Below are 23,146 nucleotides of genomic sequence, written 5' to 3' on the forward strand. Positions count from 1 at the left end.
TCACAACTCACAGCTCACAATTCGCTAAATTCATTTTCACTTTAAACAAATAAATTATATTTTTGTTTAAAATACATTCTCATGTTAAAAGTAGGAGTTTTAGGTGCTGGTCATCTTGGTAAAATACATTTACGCTTATTACAACAATCTGACAAATACGAATTAGTTGGATTTTACGACGAAAATCAAGAAAATGCCGAAAGAATCTCAAAAGAGTTTGGCTATAAAAATTTCAGCACAATTGCAAAACTTATTCACGCTGTCGACGTGATTGACATTGTTACTCCTACGCTTTCGCACTACAAATGCGCAAAAGTTGCCATCAAATCAGGAAAACATATCTTTATTGAAAAACCAATTGCCAATACTGTTGAAGAGGCTGAAGAAATTATAGCTTTAGCAAACGAATACAATGTAAAAGGACAAGTGGGTCACGTAGAGCGTTTTAACCCTGCTTTTATCGCTACTAAAGAAATGATAGAGAATCCGATGTTTATAGAAACGCATCGTTTGGCAGAGTTTAATCCGCGTGGTACAGATGTTCCTGTTGTTTTGGATTTAATGATTCATGATATTGATGCGATTTTAAGTGTTGTAAAATCTAAAGTAAAAAACATCAACGCAAGTGGAGTTTCGGTTATTAGCGAAACTCCAGATATTGCCAACGCAAGAATTGAATTTGAAAATGGTTGTGTTGCTAACTTAACAGCAAGCAGAATTTCATTGAAAAATATGCGTAAATCACGTTTCTTTCAAAAAGACGCTTATATTTCTGTTGACTTTTTAGAGAAAAAATGCGAAGTTGTTCGTATGAAAGATGCACCAGAAGTTCCTGGAGATTTTGACATGATCTTGCAAAACGCAGAGGGAGTGAAAAAACAAATTTATTTCACCAATCCAGATGTAGAACAAAATAATGCAATCTTAGACGAGTTAAATTCGTTTGCAGATGCCATTAACAATAATACAACTCCTGTTGTTACACTTGAACAAGCTACAGACGCATTGCGTGTAGCGTATCAAATTATTGAGTGTTTCGATAAATAATTAGAAAAAAAATCAAAATAATTAGCCACGAATTCACGATTTAATTGGTGATTTCGTGGCTAAATCATAAAAAAATATCTAGCAAAAATGAAAACAATAGCTGTAATTGGTGCAGGAACAATGGGTAATGGAATTGCTCATACCTTTGCACAAAGCGGATTTATCGTAAAACTAATTGATGTTTCTGAAAAATCATTAGATAAAGGAATGGCAACGATTGCTGCCAATTTAGATCGTATGTTATCTAAAGGAACAATTACACAAGAAGATGTTGCAAAAACAATCACCAATATTATTACCTATACAGATATTAAAGATGGTGTTGTTGGTGTTGATCTTGTTGTAGAAGCAGCAACTGAAAATGTAGAATTAAAACTGAACATTTTCAAACAATTAAACGAATACTGTTCTCACAATACTATATTGGCAACAAATACTTCTTCGATTTCAATTACACAAATTGGAGCCGTTGTCGCGCATCCTGAGCGTGTTATCGGAATGCATTTTATGAATCCGGTGCCGATTATGAAGTTAGTTGAAATCATACGCGGCTATAACACAAGCGATGAAGTAACAAAAATCATCATGACTTTATCTGAAAAATTAGGTAAAGTTCCTGTAGAAGTAAACGATTATCCAGGTTTTGTGGCCAACAGAATTTTAATGCCAATGCTAAACGAAGCAATCGAAACTTTGTACAATAAAGTTGCTGGAGTTTATGAAATTGATACCGTAATGAAATTAGGAATGGGACATCCAATGGGACCATTGCAATTAGCTGATTTCATTGGACTTGATGTTTGTCTTGCTATTTTAAATGTAATGTACGACGGATTCAAAAATCCAAAATATGCTCCTTGCCCACTTTTAGTAAATATGGTTAGAGCTGGAAAACTTGGAGTGAAATCTGGTGAAGGTTTTTATGATTATAGCGAAAATAAAAAAGCTGAGAAAATTTCGAAGCAGTTTACTTAAAAAACAACTAAAATTGTGAGAAAGTTTATTTTAATTGTCATTGCACTAATTATTAGTTTTGCACTACTCTTTTACATTAAACCAATCACTTTTAGCTATTTAACTGGAATTGCAAGAGTTTTAGAAAAAAGTCATAATTACGATTTAAAAATCAATAGTAATCAATTTACAAATCGTATATATAAGAGCACTAAGAGTTTTGACAACAAATCGAATCACAACTTTCTAATTTTATATTTAAAAGATTTGGAAGTCAATTCTAAATTTAAAATTATTATTGTAAATCTGGACGATAAAATAGTTGGATATCCTTGTACCTCGACGAGTTGTTACGATTTATTATTCGGTAATTTGATTCAAAGTGAAATGGGATCTTTTTATGTAGCACTTGAAAACACTTCAAAAGGACCTGGATTTAATACCGACTTAAAAATAGAAAATGAAAAAATAGATTTTTTTATACCTGCAAAAAAGGGTAAAAAAATCCACATTCAGCTTTCAAAAAAATAAATTGAAAATGTCAATAGCATCAAACTTAAATACAATCAAAACATCTTTACCTGAACACGTAACTCTAGTTGCCGTTTCAAAAACAAAACCTGTATCCGATTTAATGCAGGCTTATGAAGCGGGTCAACGCATTTTTGGAGAAAACAAAATTCAGGAAATGACAGAGAAATGGGAACAAATGCCAAAAGACATTCAATGGCATATGATTGGTCATGTTCAGTCGAATAAAGTCAAATTTATGGCGCCTTACGTGACTTTAATTCATGGTGTTGACAGTTTGAAATTATTACAGGAAATCAACAAACAAGCTTTAAAAAATAATAGAATAATAGATTGTCTTCTTCAAATTTATATTGCCGAAGAAGAATCTAAATTTGGTTTAGACGAAAACGAATTAAATGAACTTTTAACTTCTGCAGAGTTCAAAGAGTTGAAAAATATTCGTATCTTAGGTTTAATGGGAATGGCAACTTTCACAGAAAACCAAAACCAGATTAAAAAAGAATTTAGCCATTTAAAATCGATTTTTGATTCTATTCAAAAACTGCAAATTGTTGATTTAAAAACGATTTCAATGGGAATGTCTGGAGATTATCAATTAGCCATAGAATGTGGAAGCACAATGGTTAGAATTGGAAGCAGCATTTTTGGAGGGCGTTAAAATTCTAAATCGTGAGACGCACCGCGGTGAGTCTCTACAAAAAACTGAATACTAAAAACTGAGACTGAATACTGAATTTGTACGCAATACTTGACATAGAAACCACTGGGGGACAATTTAATGAAGAGGGAATTACCGAAATTGCTATCTATAAATTTGATGGCCATGAAGTAGTTGATCAATTCATCAGTCTTGTTAATCCTGAAATTCCAATTCAACCGTTTGTTGTAAAACTGACCGGAATAAACAATGCTATGTTACAGTCTGCTCCAAAGTTTTATGAAGTAGCTAAACGTATCATCGAAATTACTACAGATTGCGTTATTGTGGCTCATAACGCTTCATTTGATTATAGAATCCTTCGCACAGAATTTCGACGTTTGGGTTACGATTTTGAAGCTAAAACACTGTGTACAGTAGAATTAGCTAAAAAATTAATTCCAGAGCAACCATCTTACAGTTTAGGAAAATTGGTTCGTTCATTAGGAATTCCAATGGCAGACAGACATCGCGCCAGCGGAGACGCTATGGCAACGACTAAGCTTTTCAAAATGCTTTTAGAAAAAGATGTCGAAAAAACCATTGTAAAAGACTTTATAAAACTAGAAATCGAAAAAGGAATTTCGCCAAAATTCTTAGACCTCATAAATCAAATGCCTGCAAAAACAGGTGTTTATTATATTTATAATGAAGGCGGAACTTTAATTTATATTGGTAAAAGTCAAAATATTAAGAAAAGAATCAACCAGCATTTTACCGGAATTACCACAAAAAGCAAAAGAATTCAAGCCGAAGTTTTCAGAATTACCTACGAAGAAACCGGAAGCGAATTAATTGCATTATTAAAAGAAAGCCAAGAAGTAAAAATCAATCGTCCGCGATACAATCGTTCGCAAAAGAAAAGCGTTTTCCCTTTTGCATTATATGCCGAAAAAGATTCAAACGGCTACATCAATTTAAAATTAGAGAAAGCAGACGGACGCAAAAAAGAAATCACTTCTTACGCTTCATTGCAAGAAGGAAAAAATGCACTTTTCAAAATTACGGCAAAATATCATTTATGTCAAAAATTGACTGGTTTATACCAAAGTAAAAAAGAGTGTTTTCAATATAAGATAAAAGAATGTGATGGCGCTTGTATTGGCGAAGTAACTCCAGAAGTTTACAATTTGAGAGTGCAGCAGTTTATTTCTGAGAATAGTTTTGAAAACAAAAGCATGATCTTAATCGACAGAGGCCGAAATGTAAACGAACGAAGCGCAATTCTAATCGAAAACGGCACATACAAAGGCTACGCATACTACGATTTAAATTATCAAATTACGAATATTGACATTTTAAAAAATATTCTAATTCCAATGCAACATAATCGTGATGTAAAGAATATTATTCAAAGTTACATTCGCAAAAGTAAATCATTGAAAATCATGCACTTTTAACCAATTAAAACTTTCATTATCTTTAAAGATATGAAACACAAAAAATCACAATACGAAATCTTCAGAGAAAAAGTCAAAATCATTCTATATGGTACAAACACCATATTAGGCAGAATGTTCGATTTAGTATTGTTAGGATTGATTTTATTAAGCGTTCTTTTGATAATGCTAGATACCGTTCAAGGAATCAGTTCAAAATACCACGAACAATTACTAATCTGCGAATGGGTAATTACCGTATTCTTTACCATAGAATATGTACTTAGAATTATATCTATTCAAAAACCAGTAAAATACATTTTCAGCTTTTACGGAATTATCGATTTGCTCGCCGTACTACCGATGTATTTATCATTTTTTTTTCCTGGCGCAAGCATATTATCAATCGTAAGAGCGTTGCGTTTTCTTCGGTTATTCAAAATTTTGCATATTCCACAAATCAACCATCAATCTCTGCAATTAAAAGAAGCAATAGAAGCAAGTAAAGAAAAAATTCTGGTTTTTATTTATTTCGTTTTAATAAGCACAGTAATTATAGGAACAATTATGTATCTGGTTGAAGGTCGAGAATCAGGATTCACCAGTATTCCAATGGGAATTTATTGGACAATAGTAACCTTAACAACAGTAGGTTACGGAGATATTTCACCACAAACGCCTCTTGGACAATTCATTGCAGCATTTGTAATGATTTTAGGTTACGGAATCATCGCCGTTCCAACTGGAATTGTAACCGCCGAATTCGCCAAAAGCAGTTTAAGAAATAATTCTGTAAGCGGTAAAAAAACATGCAAAAAATGTCAGTCACAAGTCCATTTCGACAACGCCAAATATTGTTATGAATGTGGAACCGAACTGCCAAATAATTAATTTTAGAAGCTAATCCAGCTGTACATTCCAACTCCTCCTTATATTTGTAATTTTTTAAGGCATAAAAGGAGCTTCCGTTGGTCGCTCTTTTATACCAAAAAAATTCAACAAATATAAGTCCGGGGTTTCCATTTCCATCTGGGCTAAAAACTATGAAATACCTAATTACCATTGTCGGACCAACAGCTATAGGCAAAACAGCCTTAAGTATTGCTTTGGCAAAACATTTTAAATGCGAAATCGTTTCGTGCGACAGTCGCCAGTTTTTCAAAGAAATGACCATCGGAACCGCAGTTCCAAGTCAGGAAGAACTGAACTCTGCCAAACATCATTTTATTCAAAACAAATCGATTTTTGAAAATTACACCGTTGGCGATTACGAAAAAGAAGCTTTAGCCAAAATCGAAGAATTGTTTCAAAACAATGATTTTGTAATTCTTATTGGCGGTTCAGGATTATATGTTGATGCAATTTTAAAAGGCTTCGACGAATTTCCTGAAATCGATCCAAAAGTTCGCACTGAAGTAAATTCAAACTATGAAAAACTAGGAATTGAATATCTTCAAGAACAATTAAAAAACCTAGATCCAGATTATTATCAAAAAATAACAGCCGAAAATCCACAAACTTTACAAAATCCACAGCGAATGATGCGTTTTGTAGAAGTATGTATTGGATCGCAAAAACCGTATTCTTCTTTCTTAAATTTAAAGAAAAACAATCGAAACTTCACTCCTATTCTAATTGGCTTAGATGCCGACAGAGAAATCATTTACAGCAGAATCAACCAACGCGTTGACATTATGATGAACGAAGGATTACTAAAAGAAGCCGAAGTACTTTATCCTAACAAAGCGTTAAATGCGCTTCAAACGGTCGGTTATAGAGAATTATTTAGTTATTTTGACGGAGAATTCACGTTGCCATTCGCTATAGAAGAAATCAAAAAGAACACAAGAAGATTCTCCAAAAGACAGTTAACGTGGTTTAAACGAAACGAAAATACAAAATGGTTTGATTACGCAACAGATAGAAAAGAAATCATATCTTACATAGAAACTCTTCTAAAGTAAAAGTCTTTCATCTTTATTCTATTTTCCACAGGAAAAAATCAAAAATCAACAATCTAAAATCTAAAATTATAAAATGCCAATATCTCCCAACTTCACATCAGTTTTAAGCAAAGACTGGGAAATCAATTTCACACAATGCACGCCAACCGGATTTCTAAAATATACCGATTTGTGTAATATTTTACAATTAACCGCCGCTGCGCATTCAGAAGTTGGAGGAATCAGCTTTTATGATATGCAGGAATTTCATCAAGCGTGGGTTCTTAGCCGTATGCGCGTAGAAGTTCATGCTTTACCAAAATGGCAAGATGTTGTAACCGTAAAAACCTGGATTAACAGCTTAGAAAATTCACGCTCTGTTCGTGCACTTGAAATGTACGTAAACGGCAAAAAAATAGTAGGTTGCGAAACCTATTGGGCAGTTTTCAATACACAATTGCGTCGTCCTGAAGCACTGGCGCTTCCTTATGAACATTTCGAATTATTTCCAGAAAACAGAGCTACAGAAGAAGGATTTTCAAAAATAAACATCAATCACGAAAAAGAAGCCGTTTTCGAAAAAACAGTTTATTTATCCGATTTAGACATTGTAAATCACGTAAATAACGTAAAATATCTGGAATGGTGTTTGGATCATGTTGATCCAAAAAGAATCATGAAACAAGAAGTGAAAAGCTTCGAAATGAATTTTATGAAAGAACTTTCTCTTCAGGATAATGTTGTAATTCATGAAAGCGAAGACGACGATCATACAACTGCAACTTTCAGCATTACAAAAGGAGAAAAAACTTGTTTTGCTTTGGAATTGCATTGGAAGTAAAAGAGTTTTAAGGAATTCTATTTCTTTTTAAGTCCGTTTCACCACAATCTTGTCATTTCGACGAAGGAGAAATCTTCGCAAGAAGCTCTACAAAGATTGGGCATTCGTTACGGAATTACTCGCGAAGATTTCTCCTTCGTCGAAATGACAAACATGATGTATATTAAAAAAACGATGCAAAATTGCATCGTTTTTTTTCAAAATCATTTCGATTTCTTTTTAGTCCCTTTCTTAGATTTCTTCTCTTTCTTCTTTTTCAGCAAATCAATTTTATTCTGAATTCTTTTCTCCACATCAGTAATATCAGATTCATAATTAAATTGCAACAAATGAAGTTTTGCATTTTTAATTTCTTTTAACGCCATTTTAAACTCATTCCGCGCTTCTAAAAGAATCGCTTTTTTCAAATAAATCTCCGATTTGTTGATTCCTTTTACAGTCAAAGCAAAATCAATTAATTTCTGTGCCTCTTCGTAATCTTCATTTAAAATCAACGTTTTTAAATAATACGGATAAACTTCAAGAGCATGAATATTAATTGCTAAAGCTTGCTGAAAATAAGATTTTGCCTCTTCATAATTCATCAATTGCTCTGCCTGAATTCTTCCGTACAAACACAAAACCATTGTATTTTTATCATCATAAGAAAAAGCATAATCTAAAGATTCAATTGTTCCCTCCAACCAAAACGGATAATTATCCAAGGCCTGAAAAAGGTATTTATCAGTTGTTTTCATTACGTAAATCGTTTTTTAATTTCTGACGAGTTCCTTTGTAGGTTTTCTCTACTTTGTTCTTTTTAAAATCACTTCCTTTAAAAACTCTCACCGGATTTCCACGGGCTACATTGAGCTGATTTTCCCATTGTTTCCCAACATAATTTTTAAGTTGAACCAATTTCTCGTCTTCTAGTTTTTTTAATAATCTTTCTGTTGCCAGTTTTTTGTTTTGGTGTTGCGAACGACTATCCATTGAAACAACCGTAATTCCAGTCGGAATATGAGTTGCCCGAATTGCCGAACTCACTTTATTTACATTCTGGCCACCAGCTCCAGAACTTCTCATAGCCTGATACTGAATATCATTTTCTGAAACTAAGGCATTCTTCTGCAGTTCAATTTCAAAAATGCCAATAAACCAGTTCTTACGTTTGTGCATTTTCCTAAACTGACTTTGACCAATCCATTGAATTGTTCCAACCCAAGATTTCACAAATTGATCGGCATTTTTTCCTTTTACTGAAATAGACGCGGTTTCTATGGTTCCGTTCTCTTCTCCTTTTTCTCTTTGCAATAAAACCACGTCTAAATTCTGATCATCGGCTTCTTCTAAAACTTTTTTAAGCACTTGGGCAACAACCCAAGTGCATTCCGCAGGTCCGCGACCCGCTGTTATCTGAATTATTTTTTCCATTTTTTTAATCTCTTTTTTAGCGATCCATTCTAACAATCTTTGGCGTAAAAGTTCCTAAAACTTCAACCAAATCTATTTGGTTTACCATCACTTTAGTTATGTCTTTGTATGCCATTGGAGCTTCGTCAATATTACCTCCAATCAAGGTTACATCATTGGCTTTCAAAACCTTTTTGATTTCGCTTTGTGTAAAAGTACTTTTGCATTTTGCTCTCGAAAACAGACGTCCTGCACCATGCGAAGCAGAATTTAAACTTTCTGGATTTCCCTTGCCTTTTACGATAAAACCTGGAGCTGTCATAGAACCTGGAATAATTCCCAATTGCCCTTCTCCTGCAGGCGTTGCACCTTTTCTATGCACAATACATTCCTGACCGTTAACCATTTCTTTCCAAGCAAAATTGTGATGGTTTTCAATTGTTACCACTACTCTTTTTCCAATCGCTTTGGCAATCCTTCTGTGAATATCATCATGACAAGCTTTTGCATATTCTCCAGCCAAATTCATCGCCAGCCAATATTCCTGACCATCATGCGTATTCAAATCCAGCCAAGCCAAATGCTGAACATTTTTTGGTAACGGACATTGTTTTGTTGCCAAATAAGTGTAATGCTTTGCTATGTTTGCGCCCAATCCACGAGAACCACTGTGCGATAAAACTGCAAAGTATTCACCTTTTTCCAATTTCCATTCGTTCTCAGGATTATCGATTTTAGCGATTCCAAATTCTACAAAATGATTTCCTCCACCAGATGTTCCCAATTGTTTATACGCTTTTGGAAGAAGATTTTTCAATAACGGAATATCTTGAAATCCATTATTATAAAATACCTCGTGATCAACTATCGAAGCATGCGTTTCATACATTCCAAATTTTGTATTGTCTTTTAAAATCGCTTCCAGCTGATGCTCTTTCCCTTTAAAATGAGAAGCTGGCAAATCAAAAATTGAAAGACTCATTCTACATCCAATGTCAACACCAACTCCATACGGAATGACCGAGTTATCTGTTGCTAAAACTCCGCCAATTGGCAATCCATAACCCGAATGTGCATCTGGCATTAAAGCTCCTGCAACCGAAATTGGCAATTTCAGAGAATCATACAATTGAAATTTTGCCTGTTCATCAATTTCATTTTCACCAAAGATTTTAAACGGCGCTCTGGTATTTTTAAGCTGATGCATTCTTACCTGAACTGGTTTTATCAAACCTTCAGCAACTTTCCCCCAAGTTCCGTTTCCTTCATATTTCTCAGGATGTAATAGAACGTCTTTTGCTTCTGTTAGAATAGATTCTTTTTTTTCTCTTTTTCTATATCTGTTTATCTGCCCTAAGGCAATATTTATTGAATTGTTCTTTGGAAAACCCAATTTAATCAGGTCTTTTCCAGATAATTTATTTCCCATAAATTGTTTAATTATGTATTGTGCAGGTTAAATCAAATTGAAATCTAAAAGAAATCAAAATGAAATAAGCATGCGGAATTTTCTATCCTTACGGATAAATACTAAATGTTTTTCGGGAAAATTTTGAAGTGTCTAGAATAAAAAAAGCCCGAAACTAAATGTCTTCGGGCTTTTTTATATATCTAAAAATGTATTTCTAAGATTGAAATAAGCCACGAAGAACTGCTACACCAAATCCGTTTGGCGTGAAGCTTTGTGATGTCGATGTAAATACAAACATTTTTCTTCGTTTTAAAGGGTTATTATTTTTTTCGTGCGCAAATATTCATAATTGTTTTTTGATTTTCCAAATTTATTTTAGAGAAAAATCTTTTTAAAATATTTGTCAGATACAAATCTCAAATTTAAAATAGAAATTAAACTATTAATTGTCAGTCAGATAAATCAAAAAAAACTTTTAAAATATTCTGAATTTTGTCCACAAAAAAAGCTCTGATTTCTCAGAGCTTATATCTTTTTTATAAGTGAATTCTAAAATATTATTCAGAAACTTTGCTTTTTACAACTAATCTGAATCCTTCTCCGTGAATGTTCAAGATTTCAACATCTTCATCAGATTTAAGGTACTTTCTCAATTTAGCGATGTAAACGTCCATACTTCTTGAAGTAAAGTAGTTATCATCTCTCCAGATTTTAGTTAAAGCTAATTCTCTTGGCATCAAATCATTTTCATGAAGAATTAACATTTTAAGCAATTCATTCTCTTTTGGAGATAATTTAATTGGCTCTTCATCTTGGAAAGTCAAGAATCTTAGTTTTGAATTTAAGTGGAATTTACCAATATTAAATTCAAATTGTACTTGTTCTGCTTTTGTATCTGCTGATTTTCTTTGAATAATTGCTTTAATTTTCATTAAAAGCACTTCAGAATCAAAAGGTTTATTTAAATAATCGTCAGCACCAGCTTTGTATCCTTTTAACACATCTTCTTTCATTGATTTTGCAGTTAAAAAGATAATTGGCACTTCACTGTTCTTCTCTCTAATTTCTTTAGCTAAAGTATAGCCATCTTTATACGGCATCATGACATCAAGAATACATAAATCGTATACATCCTTCTTGAATTTTTCGAAACCTTCCATACCGTTTTTAGCTAAAGTAACTTCAAAGTCATTTAACATTAGATAATCTTTAAGAACCGCCCCAAAATTTAGGTCATCTTCTACTAAAAGTATTCTTTTGTTAGTATTTTCCATATTTTAATTTATTAATGGTATTTTTATTATAAAGGTGCTACCTTTTCCTTTTTCGCTTTCTACATATACTTGACCGTTATGGTCTTCTACAATTCGTTTTACATAGGCCAAACCTAAACCATGACCTTTTACATTGTGGAGATCTCCTGTGTGTTCTCTATAAAATTTCTCAAAAACTCGCTTTTGAGCTATCTTACTCATTCCTAACCCATGATCTCTTACCTTAATTAAAATTACGTCTTTTACATTTTCAGTAAAAATTTCAATCTTCGGAATATCTGGAGAATATTTTATAGCATTTTCTAAAATATTTACCAATACGTTTGTGAAATGCACTTCGTTAATTAAAACTGTTGTTCTGGCTGCATTATAATGTCTTTCAACTGTACCTTGTCTATCCTCTAATATTAGATTTACGTGCTCAATTGCATCATCAATAATATCTGTAACTACAGTAGGTTCTTTTGAAATATCAAGTTCCCTTTTCTCAAGTTTAGAAATACGTAACACATTTTCAACTTGGGCGTGCATTCTTTTATTCTCATCTCTAATCATTTGAAGATAACGATAAACTTTTTCTTTATCTTCAATAACCTTAGGACTTCTAATAGCATCTAAAGCCAAATTTATAGTTGCAATTGGAGTTTTAAACTCATGCGTCATGTTATTTATAAAATCAGTTTTGATTTCAGAAATATGCTTCTGACGCAATAATTGATTTAACGCACTAGTATATGCAACTATAATAATCAATGTAAATACTATTGATAAAATAGTAATACTTAACAGTTCTGATAATAAGAATTTCTTTTTATTTGGAAAAGTAACAGACAATTCATATTTACTATTTCCTTCATTATCAGTAAAAATTGGAATATTATAAGTGGCGTCTTTGTCATAATGAAATCCGTCAGATTTTATTTTGGTCGGAACTCCGCTGCTATAGATTCCAAATTCAAATTTGGTTTTAACTTCATATTCCCCCAATTCTTTTTTTAATAACTTGAAAAGCCTATCTTTTGTTACTCTTCCTTCAATTGGAGTTAAAGAAGCAATGTCTTTATATTGAATTTGTTGCTGAACTTTATTTAAAATATCTAAACTTCCAGATTTTTCTATTCTCTGGTCAGGAAAGATACTTTGTCCTAAATTGTTATTATCAATACCGTTGTTATTGTTGTAAACTTCAGTGACTCTCTTTGAACTAAAATTTTTAAAACGCTCACTACTGAATTTTTTATCAAAAACCGAACCATTAATATCATAATCTTCAGATGTCAAAGTACTCGAATAAACAATTGTTTTATTCGTCTTTGGGTTTCTCTGTACATAAAGCACTTCCAGTAAATCTTCTTTTTTCGGAATTTTACCCGTACTGTCTTTAATACGGTTGTATTTGTCGTAGAAACTGTACTCTTCTTGCTGTTCCAGTTTGTCTGCAACATTTCCAATTACTTGAGTAACGTGGTATTTAAACTGTTCTTCATTATTTTTGAACGAAGAATTGAACCAAAATACTTGAACCAGAATTATCCCGATTAAGGACAAACTCATTAACAAAACAAGTATTCTAAAAAATAATTTATTCATCGAAACAAAATTAATATTTTAACAATATACTAAATAATACATTAACCAAATATTAACATTTAAGACTGATTTTGTTTTATATTTAAAATTTTAAGAATTTTAACAACTTCTTCCTTAGCAATTTTAAGATTATCGTTATTAATCACGAAATTACTCTTAGAAATTCGTTTTTCATCATTCCACTGCATTTTCATTCTGCTTAAAACTTGTTCTCTTGTCGTCTTATCGCGTTGAATAACTCTCTCAATTCTAATTTCTTCAGGAGCTGTAACTGTTATAATTACGTCACATTCTTTATATCTACCACTTTCAAATAATATGGCTGCTTCATAAATTACGTAATCATAATTTCTATAACCTTGCATCCACGCCTCAAAATCTCTTTTTACTCCTGGATGCACAATTGCATTTAATTTTGCTAATTGTTCTTTATCATTAAAAACTATCTGAGCTAGTTTCGCTCTATTCAAAACTTCTCCGTCAAAAATATTATTGCCAAAAGCGGCTTTTACTTCCTCAAGAATTTCATGAGACTGCATTACTCTTTTAGCACCGTCATCTGCAATATAAACAGGAACTCCCATTTCGTTAAAATAGTTTGCAATAGTCGTTTTACCACTGCCAATTCCTCCTGTAAGGCCGATAACTTTAGTCATTATTATAATTTAAAAAACATACGTGGAAACGCTTCTTGTGGTTTTTTCTTTAATAAAATTACTTTTATATAAGATTTTAAAAATCCCGTTCCATAACCAAAAAATTGTTTCCAAACTGCTATTACAGATAAATATCCAATCTTAATACTTTTATTTTGAATACTTGCTGTAAGAAAAATTATAACGAAATATACGAAATATAATTGTAATAAAATATCAATATTGAAAATTAACAATAAAAAAGCTAATAATAAACCTAACAAAAACAGGGTTGGAAAGAAAAAAGTAAGCTTATTATGTTCTGGATACCAACTATTTAAAATTGGTCTTGCAATACCAAATTTATTGACTTGAATAGAGAATTTTTCCCAGTCAATTCTCCTTTTATGATATACAAAAGCCTCTTTAAAGAGCCTTGTTTCAAATCCTAAATTCCATAAACGGATGGATAAATCAGGATCTTCGCCCGGATGTATGTTCCCAAAGCCCTTTGAAGCTTCGAAAGCTTTTCTAGAAATCCCCATATTAAAACTGCGCGGCTGAAACTTATTTATCTTCTCAGAACCGCCTCTAATTCCTCCTGTGGTTAAAAATGATGTCATTGCAAAATTGATCGCTTTCTGAATATTAGAAAAGCTGTCAAGCGCCTTGTCTGGTCCTCCAAAACAATCTACATAATTCGCATCTAATTCTTTACGAACTTCTGTTAAATATTGAGACGGAATAATACAATCTGAATCGAAAATGATAAAATAATCTCCTCTCGCACGTTGCATTCCAAAATTTCTTGAATCTCCAGGACCTGAATTTTCTTTAAAATAGTAAGATATATTTAATTTTCCTTGATAATTCATCACCACATCTCGACATGGAACGGAGGAACCATCTTCGACAAGAACGATTTCAAAAGCTTCATTATAATCTGATTTTGAGAGACTTTCCAAAAGTTCATCAACTTCATCTGGACGATTATACACGGGTATAATTAAAGAAAAAATCATAGCTGATTGTGCGGTATTAAAAGAGTGTATTTTTTTGTTTAAAAATTTTAACAAAGATAAGTATATTAACAAAAAAACCATCAACTTTTGATTGATGGTTTTTTGTTTTACGAGAAGTAAAATATGTTATTTGATACTTTCAATTCCAACGACTTCGTTTGTATCTGCAGTGTAATCAACACCAGCAAATTCAAATCCGAATAAATTTAAGAAATCATTTCTGTATCCTGCAAGATCTCCAATTTCTGGTAATGTTTCAGTAGTTGCTTCTAACCAAAGTTTAGCTACTTTTTCCTGAACATCGTCACGCATTTCCCAGTCATCAATTCTGATTCTTCCTTTTTCATCAACAGGAACTTCTGAACCATTATACAATCTATCTTGGAATAAACGTTGGATTTGCTCAATACAACCTTCATGAATTCCTTCTTCTTTCATAATTTTATACAACAATGAAATATATAATGGAATAACTGGAATTGCAGAACTAGCTTGAGTTACTAAAGCTTTATTTACAGAAACATAAGCTTTTCCTCCGATAGATTTTAAAGAATCTCCAATTGTAAATGCTGTAGCTTCTAAATGATCTTTTGCACGACCAATAGTACCTTTACGGTAAACTGCTTCAGTTAAAGATGGTCCAATATAAGAGTAAGCAACTGTTGTAGCTCCTTCTGCTAATAAATTTTCAGCTTTTAAAGCATCAATCCACATTGCCCAGTCTTCACCTCCCATAACAGCAACTGTGTTTTCAATATCTTCTTCGTTTGCAGGAGCAATTGAAACTTCTGAAACTTTTCCTGTATGAAAATCAACTGTTTTGTTTGTAAAAGTTTGTCCAATTGGTTTTAAAACTGAACGATGTGTAACTCCTGTATTAGGATTTGTACGCACAGGCGAAGCTAAACTATAAATTACAAGATCAACCTGCCCTAAATCAGCTTTAATCAAATCTAGAGTTTCTCTTTTTATTTCATTTGAGAAAGCATCTCCGTTAATACTTTTTGCGTATAATCCAGCTTTATGAGCTTCTTTTTCAAATGCTGCAGAATTGTACCATCCTGGAGAAGCCGTTTTTCCTTCAACTGGTGGTTTTTCAAAAAACACTCCAATAGTTGCTGCACCAGAACCAAAAGCACTAGTAATTCTTGAAGCCAATCCGAAACCAGTAGAAGCACCAATTACCAAAACCTTTTTAGGCCCAGCAATTTCTCCTTTTGATTTTACAAATTCAATTTGATTTTTAACATTTTGTTCAGCTCCCGTTGGGTGGGCAGTTAAACAAATAAATCCTCTCATTCTAGGTTCTATAATCATCTTGTAATTATTTTTTTGTATTATTTCAATTTCAATTTTAATTTTTCAAAAATAGACATTTTATCCTTAACCCTTTTCATATTAGCATTCATATTGTCAATAAAATTTGGGTTCAATGCATTTTTGGTAGCCTCTTTATAATAAGCATAGGCCTTTGTGTACTCACCTTCGTATTCTGCCATTCTACCTAATTCACTATTATAGGTAGAATTATCTGCATTTTCTAAATTAGCTAAAGTAAAATCAATATGTTCTTTTGCTTCAGCATATCGACCAATATCTATTAGCAAATAAGTATAATTCAGATAAGGTGCAGGATATTTTGAATCGAATTTCATTGCTAATTTATAATGATAAGCTCCTTTTTCATAGTCGCTTAATTTATTATAGTAAATCCATCCTAAATGATTATGGGCTTTTCCAAAATCAGGATACTGAGACAAAATATCTTCTAACAATTCTTTTGCATCTGCCGAATTTCCTTCAGAAATTAATGCATCCGCTTTTATAAATTGATTTTCGTAAAAACTCAAACTTTCCATTTCTATATTTTAATTCAATAGTTGTTTTGCATGATTTAATGCCGAATCAGAAACATTTGCTCCAGACAACATTTGAGCAATTTCTAAAATTCGGTCTTCTTGTGACAAAAGTTTCAATTCAGACAATGTATCATCTCCAACTGTTGATTTTGAAACTTTAAAATGCGAATCTCCTTTAGCAGCAATTTGTGGCAAATGTGTAATAGCAAAAATTTGCATTGTAGTGCTCATTTCTTTCATGATCTCCCCCATTCTTATTGCTATTTCTCCAGAAACTCCAGTATCAATTTCATCAAAAATTAAAGTTGGCAATTTGGAATATTTAGCCAAAATTGCTTTTACAGCCAACATAATACGTGACATTTCTCCTCCTGAAGCTACTTTTTTCAATAAGCCAAAATCAGTTCCTTTATTAGCCGAAAACAAGAATTGCAATTCTTCTTTTCCGTTTTGAAAGTATGTTTCTGATGGTAAAAGCTCCATTTTAAAACGCGTATTAGGCATTCCTAAAGTTTGTAAAATCGAAATTAACTGCTCTGATAATTGTGGAATTGCATTTATTCTATTCTCATGAATTTTGTCTGCATATTTATCTAGCTCTATTGTTTTTTGTTCAATAATTTTAGATAAAGAAGCAATTTCTTCATCCATATTATCAAGCTCCAATAAAGAATTTCCTAAATCTGCCTGAATTTGCAATAAATCATCAACAGAACTTACTGCATGTTTTTTTTGAAGATTATAAATCAATTGTAATTTCTGATTTACCAATTCTAACTGTGCAGGATCATTCAATAACTTTTCAGAACAATTTTCCAATTCCTTAGAAACATCATCAAATTCAATTGTTAAGCTCGTTATTCTTTCGAAAAGATTTTGATATTCTGGCGAAAAAAGAGCTACTTTCTGCAATGCATTTTTAATTTCATTCAAATTATGAAAAACACCAAACTGCTCTTCATTTGCAATTGCCAAAGACTTATCTAGAGATTCTTTAATTATTTCTACATTATTCAGTTTTTCATAATCAGACTCTAACTCTTCTTGCTCTCCCGATTTTAATTGAGCCGAAACCAATTCATTCAACAAAAATGTATTGTACTCCTGCTCTTTACCAGAATCACTTTGTTTTTTAAGCAAAGCATTTAATTTTGATTTATCTGTTTTATAAGACTTTAGCAACTTTTGATATTCTGCAATAACATCTCCATTATTTGCAATAGCATCAATAATTTTAAATTGCACATTTTCATCTGATAATTCCTGAGTTTGCTGTTGCGAATGAATATCGATTAAATACAAACTCAAATCTTGCAATTCTTGAAGATTGACCGGACTATCATTTATAAAGGCACGTGATTTTCCTGATGGAAGAATTTCTCGTCTAATAATTGTTTCTTCTTCATAATCCAAATCATTGGCTTCGAAGAACTCCTTCAAGTTATATTTTCCAACTTCAAATTGAGCTTCAATTACACATTTTTCTTCTTTGTTCTTTAAAGAACTAAGATCTGCTCTTTTTCCTAAAACAAGACCGATTGCGCCTAAGATAATTGACTTACCCGCTCCTGTCTCACCTGTAATTATAGAAAAACCTTTAGAGAAATCTATTGCAAGTTTTTCAATAAGAGCATAATTTTTAATTGACAGCGACGTAATCATAGAGCAGTTTTGTAAAATGAAATTTAGTGAAGATTTATAAAAAATGAAAACAGAATTAATACTTAATCTGAGACCATTTTGTCGAATTTAAAGGCGAAACTTTATTCAAAACATCCGTTAAATCGGTAATAGTAATGCTTGGACCTCCTGAAAAAATTGAAACAATTTCATCAGATTTGGCATCAAAAAAAACTCTCGTGATAAAAGCGTTTGGCTTAACTGAATTCAACTTTCCAATAAGCATCAACGAAGATTTAATTTTTTCTTTTGAAGCTTTTAAATCCAAAGTCATTCCATCTAAACCAGTATGATACGCATACATAGTCTGACGTAAATCACTATATGTTGGCGCAATCATATCGTTTATTAAGAAATAACGATTCTGAAGTCCATCGGCTTGGCTCCAACCTTTGAATCCGCCTTGCTGTGCAACATTAGCAATACTTTGTGCTGTTTGAAAATATGGATTTCCTGCTCCCATTTGAAAACTATCAGCATCCATACCTAAAATCATGTAGCAGTAAAAAGAAATTACAGAAACTAAATTTGAATCGTAGGTCGTCGGATTAAACAGCAACGGTTCGTATTCTGTATATCTGAAATTAAAATCTTTGTCATTATAATTTAAAATCGGAGAAGAATAAGTAGAATTAAAAATCAACCTAGAAGATTGAACTTGAATAGTTCCTGTAAATTGATCTGAGCTATTAGATGACAAAGTAATGTACATCGAACAGTTTATTCTTTCATTTTGTTTTAAAGCTGAGCCTGTCCAGTCTGTTTTATTTACAAACTCCGACAGCGAAGTTTGAAGCGTTTTAAAAACCTGATTATTTGGATTAGTAAGCCTTTCTGTATTAATAGTTACTGTACAATTAAGCTGTTGAGCTTGTACAAAACCAAAGCTTAAAAACACTAATAGCGTAACTATCTTATTCATAATCATCTAAAGATTTAATTTTAAAACACAAATCATTTCGATTTAGTGTCCTCGGCGTATATTCTAAATTTATTCTTTTGAAAAATGCTCTTTAACTTTATTCAAAATATCAGCCGCAACAGATTCTTTTGATTTTAATTCCATTGGTTCGATTTCAAAATTTTTATCAATAAAAGTCACTTTATTGGTTTCTTTTTTAAAACCGGCACCTTTGTCTTGTAAGGAATTTAAAACAATCAAATCTAAGTTTTTTTTCTGAATTTTCAACTTAGCATTTTCAATTTCATTTTCAGTTTCCAATGCAAATCCGATTAAAAACTGGTTTTTCTTGATCGCACCTAAAGATGACAATATGTCTTTGGTCTTTTCTAGCTCAATCGAAAATTCAGCATCATTTTTCTTAATCTTCTGATCTGCAACAAATTTGGGTTTATAATCTGCCACAGCCGCCGCCGCAATTGCTGCATCAACATCATTAAAATACAAATGACAAGCATTGTACATTTCTTGCGCCGAAACTACATCTATCACTTTTACTAAAGCATTTTTTGCTTTATAATGTGTCGGTCCTGCAATTAGAAAAACTTCTGCACCTAGGCTTGCCGCTTCATTTGCTATATCAAACCCCATTTTACCAGAAGAATGATTTCCTATAAAACGTACAGGATCTATTGCTTCGTATGTTGGACCTGCAGTAACTAGTATTTTTTTTCCTTTTAAAGGCAATTTACTTTCTAAATCAGCTTCTAAAAAAGCAACTATATTTTCTGGTTCAGCCATTCTTCCTTCACCTGAAAGACCGCTTGCCAATTCTCCGCTTTCAGCAGGAATCATTACGTTTCCAAATTGTTTCAGAGCAGCAAAACTAGATAAAGTAGAAGGATGTTTATACATATCCAAATCCATTGCCGGTGCAAAATAGACTGGACATTTAGCTGATAAATAAGCCGCAATTAAAAGATTATCGCAGTTTCCTGTAGCCATTTTAGACAATGTATTGGCAGTTGCAGGAGCAATCAGCATTAAATCAGCCCAAAGACCTAATTCAACATGATTGTTCCAAACTTCACCTTCATCGTCTTGATTAAAGAAACTTGAATGTACTGGATTTTTAGATAAGGTAGATAACGTAAGTGGGGTTACAAAATCCTTAGAAGCAGGTGTCATGATCACTTGGACATGTGCACCTGCTTTTATAAAAAGTCGTACTAATGAGGCTGTTTTATAGGCTGCAATTCCACCGGAAACACCCAGTAAAATTTTCTTCCCTTTTAAAACTGACATTGTACTATATTATTTGTTTGAACCTCTGTGGTAAGTTTTTCCGTCTAACCATTCTTGAACAGCTAAAGCGTGTGGTTTTGGTAATTTTTCGTAAAATTTAGAAACTTCGATTTGCTCTTTATTTTCAAAAACTTCCTCTAGACTATCATTGTAAGTAGCAAACTCTTCTAATTTTTCAGTCAATTCTTTTTTAATCTCAGAATTAATTTGATTTGCTCTTTTAGCCATAATGGTAATTGCCTCATACACATTTCCTGTTGGCTCTTCAATAACTGTTTTATTGTAAGTTATTGTATTAACAGGAGCATTCGTCTTTTTTAAATCCATGACTTTATTTTATTTAGTAAATTTTTGTAAATCTGTTTCAACTCTAGCATACATTTCGTCTGCTTTAACTTTGTATTTTGTATCGCTTTTAAACTTAATCAAGTTATTATAAGCTACTTTAGCAACATTTAAACGTTCTTCCATTTTTGAAGGAACACTATTAATTGCCAATTGATATGCCGAATCATATTTATAAAACAAGGCATCTTCTTTAAATGGTGTTCCAGGAAAATCAGCGATAAAATTATCAAAAGCAATTAGAGCTGATTTATAATCTGAAATTGTATTATAACCTTTAGCATTTTCGTATGCTTTTTTCTCCAATTTTCCATTCAGTTTTTGCACAGTTTCGTTTGCCTGAGCGATATATTCTGAATTTGGATAATTATCAATAAAAGCTTGCAATTTATCTAACGCTTTTACCGTATCCGCTTGATCTAAACTGTAAACAGGCGCTAATTTTGAATAGCTATAAGCTCCTAAGAAAGCTGCTTCCTGCACTTTTTCACTTCGTGGATATCCAGAAACAAAAGCTTCAAACTGATAACCTGCTAAATAATACTGTTTCGTTTTATAGTAAGATTGTGAAAACATATAAAATAGCTTTTCTGCCTGAGGTTTACCTCTGTAAGATGTGGCTAATTGCTCAAAAAGACGAATCGCTTTGTTATATTTACCAGCATCATACATTTTTGTTGCCATTTCAAATTTTGCTGCAACATCTTCATTTTTCAACGCTTTTTGATATTCTCCACAAGAACAAAAAAGAGTTACAACAAGCAATAGCGATACTATTTTTTTCATTTTCTTACAATATATTATGATTTCAGACAATTATGCCAAAGCAAAACTACACCGAAGAATCGGTGGCAAATTTAGTTAATAATTTAGCGACTGCAAAATAATTTTTTAGTATCTTAAAATGCTAACACTTTAACAATTATTTAATGCTATTTTTTACAAAAACATTTAGCCTTTCTGCTAAAGATTCATCAACAGAAACTAATGGAAGACGAACGGTATTATCAGCAATACCAAGCGCTTGGAAGATTTGTTTGATTCCAGCAGGATTTCCTTGCTCAAAAATCATATCGATACTGTCAGATAAAAAGTAATGCGTTTTGAATGCATCGGCAACTTTTTTATTCAATCCTAAACGAATCATTTCTGAAAATTCTTTTGGAAAACCTTGCCCGATTACAGAAATAACGCCAGCTCCACCCGCCAAAACGATTGGAAGCGCCAGCATATCATCTCCAGAAATTACAAGAAAATCTTTTGGCGCATTTTTAATAATCTGCATCGCCTGAGCCATATCTCCTGCGGCTTCTTTTATTGCTACAACATTTTCAAAATCATTAGCCAAACGCACCACTGTAGATGGAAGCATATTACTAGATGTTCTTCCTGGCACATTATATAAGATTACTGGAATCGGAGAAGCTTCAGCAATAGCTTTAAAATGCTGATAAATTCCTTCTTGCGTTGGTTTATTATAATATGGTGAAACAGATAAAATTGCTTCAAAAGCAGAAAAATCTCTTGTTTTTAATTCTTCAACAATCTGCATAGTATTATTTCCTCCAACTCCTAAAACTAGAGGCAATCTTCCTTTATTCACATCGATTACAGTCTTTATAACCAATTCTTTCTCCTCTGCCGTTAAGGTTGCGTTTTCCGCAGTTGTTCCCATAACAACAAGATACTCCACTCCTCCATCTATAGAAAAGTTTACAATTCGATGTAAAGCTTCAATGTCAACTGAAAAATCTTTTTTAAATGGAGTTACCAAAGCAACACCAGTTCCTATTAATGATTGCATATTTTAATTATAATTTATTTTATATTTTTTAAATACCTAAACAATTCTGAAACGAATAGTTTATAGTTCTGTAATTCTGTATTAATCATCAAACGGTTTAATCTGCTATCTACACTAGAAAAGCCGACTTTAAATTTAGCTCTTGATTTTTTTGTTATCATCATTAAAAAGACATTTTCAACATCATAATAACTCAATAAAAGATCAAATTCTAATTTTGTAAATTCATTTAAAAAATCTTCTTCTATTTCTCCTCTCCAATTGATGTGTTTTTTACCAAAAGTAGGTCGTAAATAAATCGCTTTTTCCTTGAATTTAGCTTCGTAAGCAATAACTTTTATGTTTTCTAAAGCAATTCCGTGAAGGGTTAATTCTTTTATTAAAGATTCTGAATCTTCAAAATTACTTTCATCTATCAATAAACCAATTGTTTGAACATTTCCAGCAAAAACTTTGTTATTATCGTTACTCAAGTTATTTTTTAATGATTTTTTTACAAAAAACTCCTTTATATAATTCAAAAACATAGTACT

The 23,146-nt window shown here is 32.2% G+C and carries 24 protein-coding genes; 8 read left to right on the forward strand and 16 right to left on the reverse strand.

Going from position 1 to position 23,146, the window contains the following annotated elements:
- Positions 1 to 81 precede the first annotated feature (81 nt).
- The 8 genes from HNP35_RS14670 to HNP35_RS14705 all read left to right on the forward strand — a co-directional run bounded on the left by HNP35_RS14670 (position 82) and on the right by HNP35_RS14705 (position 7,395).
- Positions 82 to 1,047 carry a Gfo/Idh/MocA family protein gene (locus HNP35_RS14670; protein WP_184163478.1) on the forward strand — a complete coding sequence of 322 codons (966 nt, stop codon included), beginning with the start codon at positions 82 to 84 and terminating at the stop codon, positions 1,045 to 1,047.
- Between the two features lie 87 nt (positions 1,048 to 1,134).
- Positions 1,135 to 2,022 (forward strand): 3-hydroxyacyl-CoA dehydrogenase family protein, encoded by an 888-nt coding sequence (locus HNP35_RS14675; RefSeq protein ID WP_184163481.1) that lies wholly within the window; start codon positions 1,135 to 1,137, stop codon positions 2,020 to 2,022.
- A 15-nt stretch (positions 2,023 to 2,037) separates the two neighbouring features.
- Positions 2,038 to 2,532 (forward strand): hypothetical protein, encoded by a 495-nt coding sequence (locus HNP35_RS14680; protein WP_184163483.1) that lies wholly within the window; start codon positions 2,038 to 2,040, stop codon positions 2,530 to 2,532.
- Positions 2,533 to 2,539: 7 nt separating this feature from the next.
- Entirely contained in the window at positions 2,540 to 3,193 is a 654-nt protein-coding gene (locus HNP35_RS14685; RefSeq protein WP_184163486.1) for a YggS family pyridoxal phosphate-dependent enzyme, read from the forward strand.
- Between the two features lie 77 nt (positions 3,194 to 3,270).
- Complete coding sequence (locus HNP35_RS14690; RefSeq protein WP_184163489.1) at positions 3,271 to 4,632, forward strand: exonuclease domain-containing protein; 1,362 nt, start codon at positions 3,271 to 3,273, stop codon at positions 4,630 to 4,632.
- Positions 4,633 to 4,662: 30 nt separating this feature from the next.
- The gene (locus tag HNP35_RS14695; RefSeq protein WP_184163491.1) at positions 4,663 to 5,502 is read left to right on the forward strand and encodes an ion transporter; all 840 of its coding nucleotides are present in this window, start codon (positions 4,663 to 4,665) and stop codon (positions 5,500 to 5,502) included.
- A gap of 152 nt (positions 5,503 to 5,654) precedes the next feature.
- Positions 5,655 to 6,575 carry a tRNA (adenosine(37)-N6)-dimethylallyltransferase MiaA gene (gene miaA / locus HNP35_RS14700; protein ID WP_184163494.1) on the forward strand — a complete coding sequence of 307 codons (921 nt, stop codon included), beginning with the start codon at positions 5,655 to 5,657 and terminating at the stop codon, positions 6,573 to 6,575.
- A gap of 73 nt (positions 6,576 to 6,648) precedes the next feature.
- The gene (locus HNP35_RS14705) at positions 6,649 to 7,395 is read left to right on the forward strand and encodes an acyl-[acyl-carrier-protein] thioesterase (protein WP_184163497.1); all 747 of its coding nucleotides are present in this window, start codon (positions 6,649 to 6,651) and stop codon (positions 7,393 to 7,395) included.
- A gap of 203 nt (positions 7,396 to 7,598) precedes the next feature.
- Here HNP35_RS14705 and HNP35_RS14710 read toward each other — a convergent pair whose 3' ends face one another.
- The 16 genes from HNP35_RS14710 to HNP35_RS14785 form a co-directional block, all read right to left on the reverse strand.
- Entirely contained in the window at positions 7,599 to 8,132 is a 534-nt protein-coding gene (locus HNP35_RS14710) for a hypothetical protein (RefSeq protein ID WP_184163500.1), read from the reverse strand.
- Entirely contained in the window at positions 8,119 to 8,808 is a 690-nt protein-coding gene (gene prfH / locus HNP35_RS14715; RefSeq protein WP_184163503.1) for a peptide chain release factor H, read from the reverse strand. Before prfH ends, HNP35_RS14710 begins: the two co-directional genes overlap by 14 nt.
- Before the next feature lie 16 nt (positions 8,809 to 8,824).
- Positions 8,825 to 10,216, reverse strand: a complete 1,392-nt coding sequence (locus tag HNP35_RS14720; protein WP_184163505.1) for an RtcB family protein — start codon at positions 10,214 to 10,216, stop codon at positions 8,825 to 8,827.
- Between the two features lie 539 nt (positions 10,217 to 10,755).
- On the reverse strand, positions 10,756 to 11,472 hold the full coding sequence (locus HNP35_RS14725; protein WP_012025443.1) for a response regulator transcription factor: 717 nt from the start codon (positions 11,470 to 11,472) through the stop codon (positions 10,756 to 10,758).
- 3 nt (positions 11,473 to 11,475) lie between these two features.
- Positions 11,476 to 13,062 (reverse strand): sensor histidine kinase, encoded by a 1,587-nt coding sequence (locus HNP35_RS14730; protein ID WP_184163508.1) that lies wholly within the window; start codon positions 13,060 to 13,062, stop codon positions 11,476 to 11,478.
- Between the two features lie 59 nt (positions 13,063 to 13,121).
- On the reverse strand, positions 13,122 to 13,718 hold the full coding sequence (coaE, locus tag HNP35_RS14735) for a dephospho-CoA kinase (RefSeq protein ID WP_184163510.1): 597 nt from the start codon (positions 13,716 to 13,718) through the stop codon (positions 13,122 to 13,124).
- 2 nt (positions 13,719 to 13,720) lie between these two features.
- Complete coding sequence (locus HNP35_RS14740; RefSeq protein WP_184163749.1) at positions 13,721 to 14,719, reverse strand: glycosyltransferase; 999 nt, start codon at positions 14,717 to 14,719, stop codon at positions 13,721 to 13,723.
- A gap of 126 nt (positions 14,720 to 14,845) precedes the next feature.
- Positions 14,846 to 16,036: an enoyl-ACP reductase FabV gene (fabV, locus tag HNP35_RS14745; RefSeq protein ID WP_184163513.1), complete on the reverse strand. Its 1,191-nt coding sequence runs from the start codon at positions 16,034 to 16,036 to the stop codon at positions 14,846 to 14,848.
- A gap of 20 nt (positions 16,037 to 16,056) precedes the next feature.
- Positions 16,057 to 16,578 (reverse strand): tetratricopeptide repeat protein, encoded by a 522-nt coding sequence (locus tag HNP35_RS14750; protein ID WP_184163516.1) that lies wholly within the window; start codon positions 16,576 to 16,578, stop codon positions 16,057 to 16,059.
- Between the two features lie 9 nt (positions 16,579 to 16,587).
- A complete protein-coding gene (gene recN / locus HNP35_RS14755; protein WP_184163520.1) occupies positions 16,588 to 18,240 on the reverse strand; it encodes a DNA repair protein RecN in 1,653 nt (550 codons plus the stop codon).
- A gap of 55 nt (positions 18,241 to 18,295) precedes the next feature.
- On the reverse strand, positions 18,296 to 19,180 hold the full coding sequence (locus HNP35_RS14760; protein ID WP_184163523.1) for a DUF4835 family protein: 885 nt from the start codon (positions 19,178 to 19,180) through the stop codon (positions 18,296 to 18,298).
- Between the two features lie 69 nt (positions 19,181 to 19,249).
- Positions 19,250 to 20,464 (reverse strand): bifunctional phosphopantothenoylcysteine decarboxylase/phosphopantothenate--cysteine ligase CoaBC, encoded by a 1,215-nt coding sequence (gene coaBC / locus HNP35_RS14765; protein WP_184163526.1) that lies wholly within the window; start codon positions 20,462 to 20,464, stop codon positions 19,250 to 19,252.
- A 9-nt stretch (positions 20,465 to 20,473) separates the two neighbouring features.
- A complete protein-coding gene (locus HNP35_RS14770; protein ID WP_007807938.1) occupies positions 20,474 to 20,791 on the reverse strand; it encodes a DNA-directed RNA polymerase subunit omega in 318 nt (105 codons plus the stop codon).
- Positions 20,792 to 20,800: 9 nt separating this feature from the next.
- Positions 20,801 to 21,595 (reverse strand): outer membrane protein assembly factor BamD, encoded by a 795-nt coding sequence (locus tag HNP35_RS14775; RefSeq protein ID WP_184163529.1) that lies wholly within the window; start codon positions 21,593 to 21,595, stop codon positions 20,801 to 20,803.
- 136 nt (positions 21,596 to 21,731) lie between these two features.
- Positions 21,732 to 22,613 (reverse strand): 4-hydroxy-tetrahydrodipicolinate synthase, encoded by an 882-nt coding sequence (gene dapA / locus HNP35_RS14780; protein ID WP_184163532.1) that lies wholly within the window; start codon positions 22,611 to 22,613, stop codon positions 21,732 to 21,734.
- A gap of 14 nt (positions 22,614 to 22,627) precedes the next feature.
- On the reverse strand, positions 22,628 to 23,140 hold the full coding sequence (locus tag HNP35_RS14785) for a DUF6913 domain-containing protein (RefSeq protein WP_184163535.1): 513 nt from the start codon (positions 23,138 to 23,140) through the stop codon (positions 22,628 to 22,630).
- Between the last annotated feature and the right edge of the window lie 6 nt (positions 23,141 to 23,146).

Origin of the sequence: Flavobacterium notoginsengisoli, assembly GCF_014207905.1 — a bacterium.
GTDB classification, from domain to species: Bacteria; Bacteroidota; Bacteroidia; order Flavobacteriales; family Flavobacteriaceae; genus Flavobacterium; species Flavobacterium notoginsengisoli_A.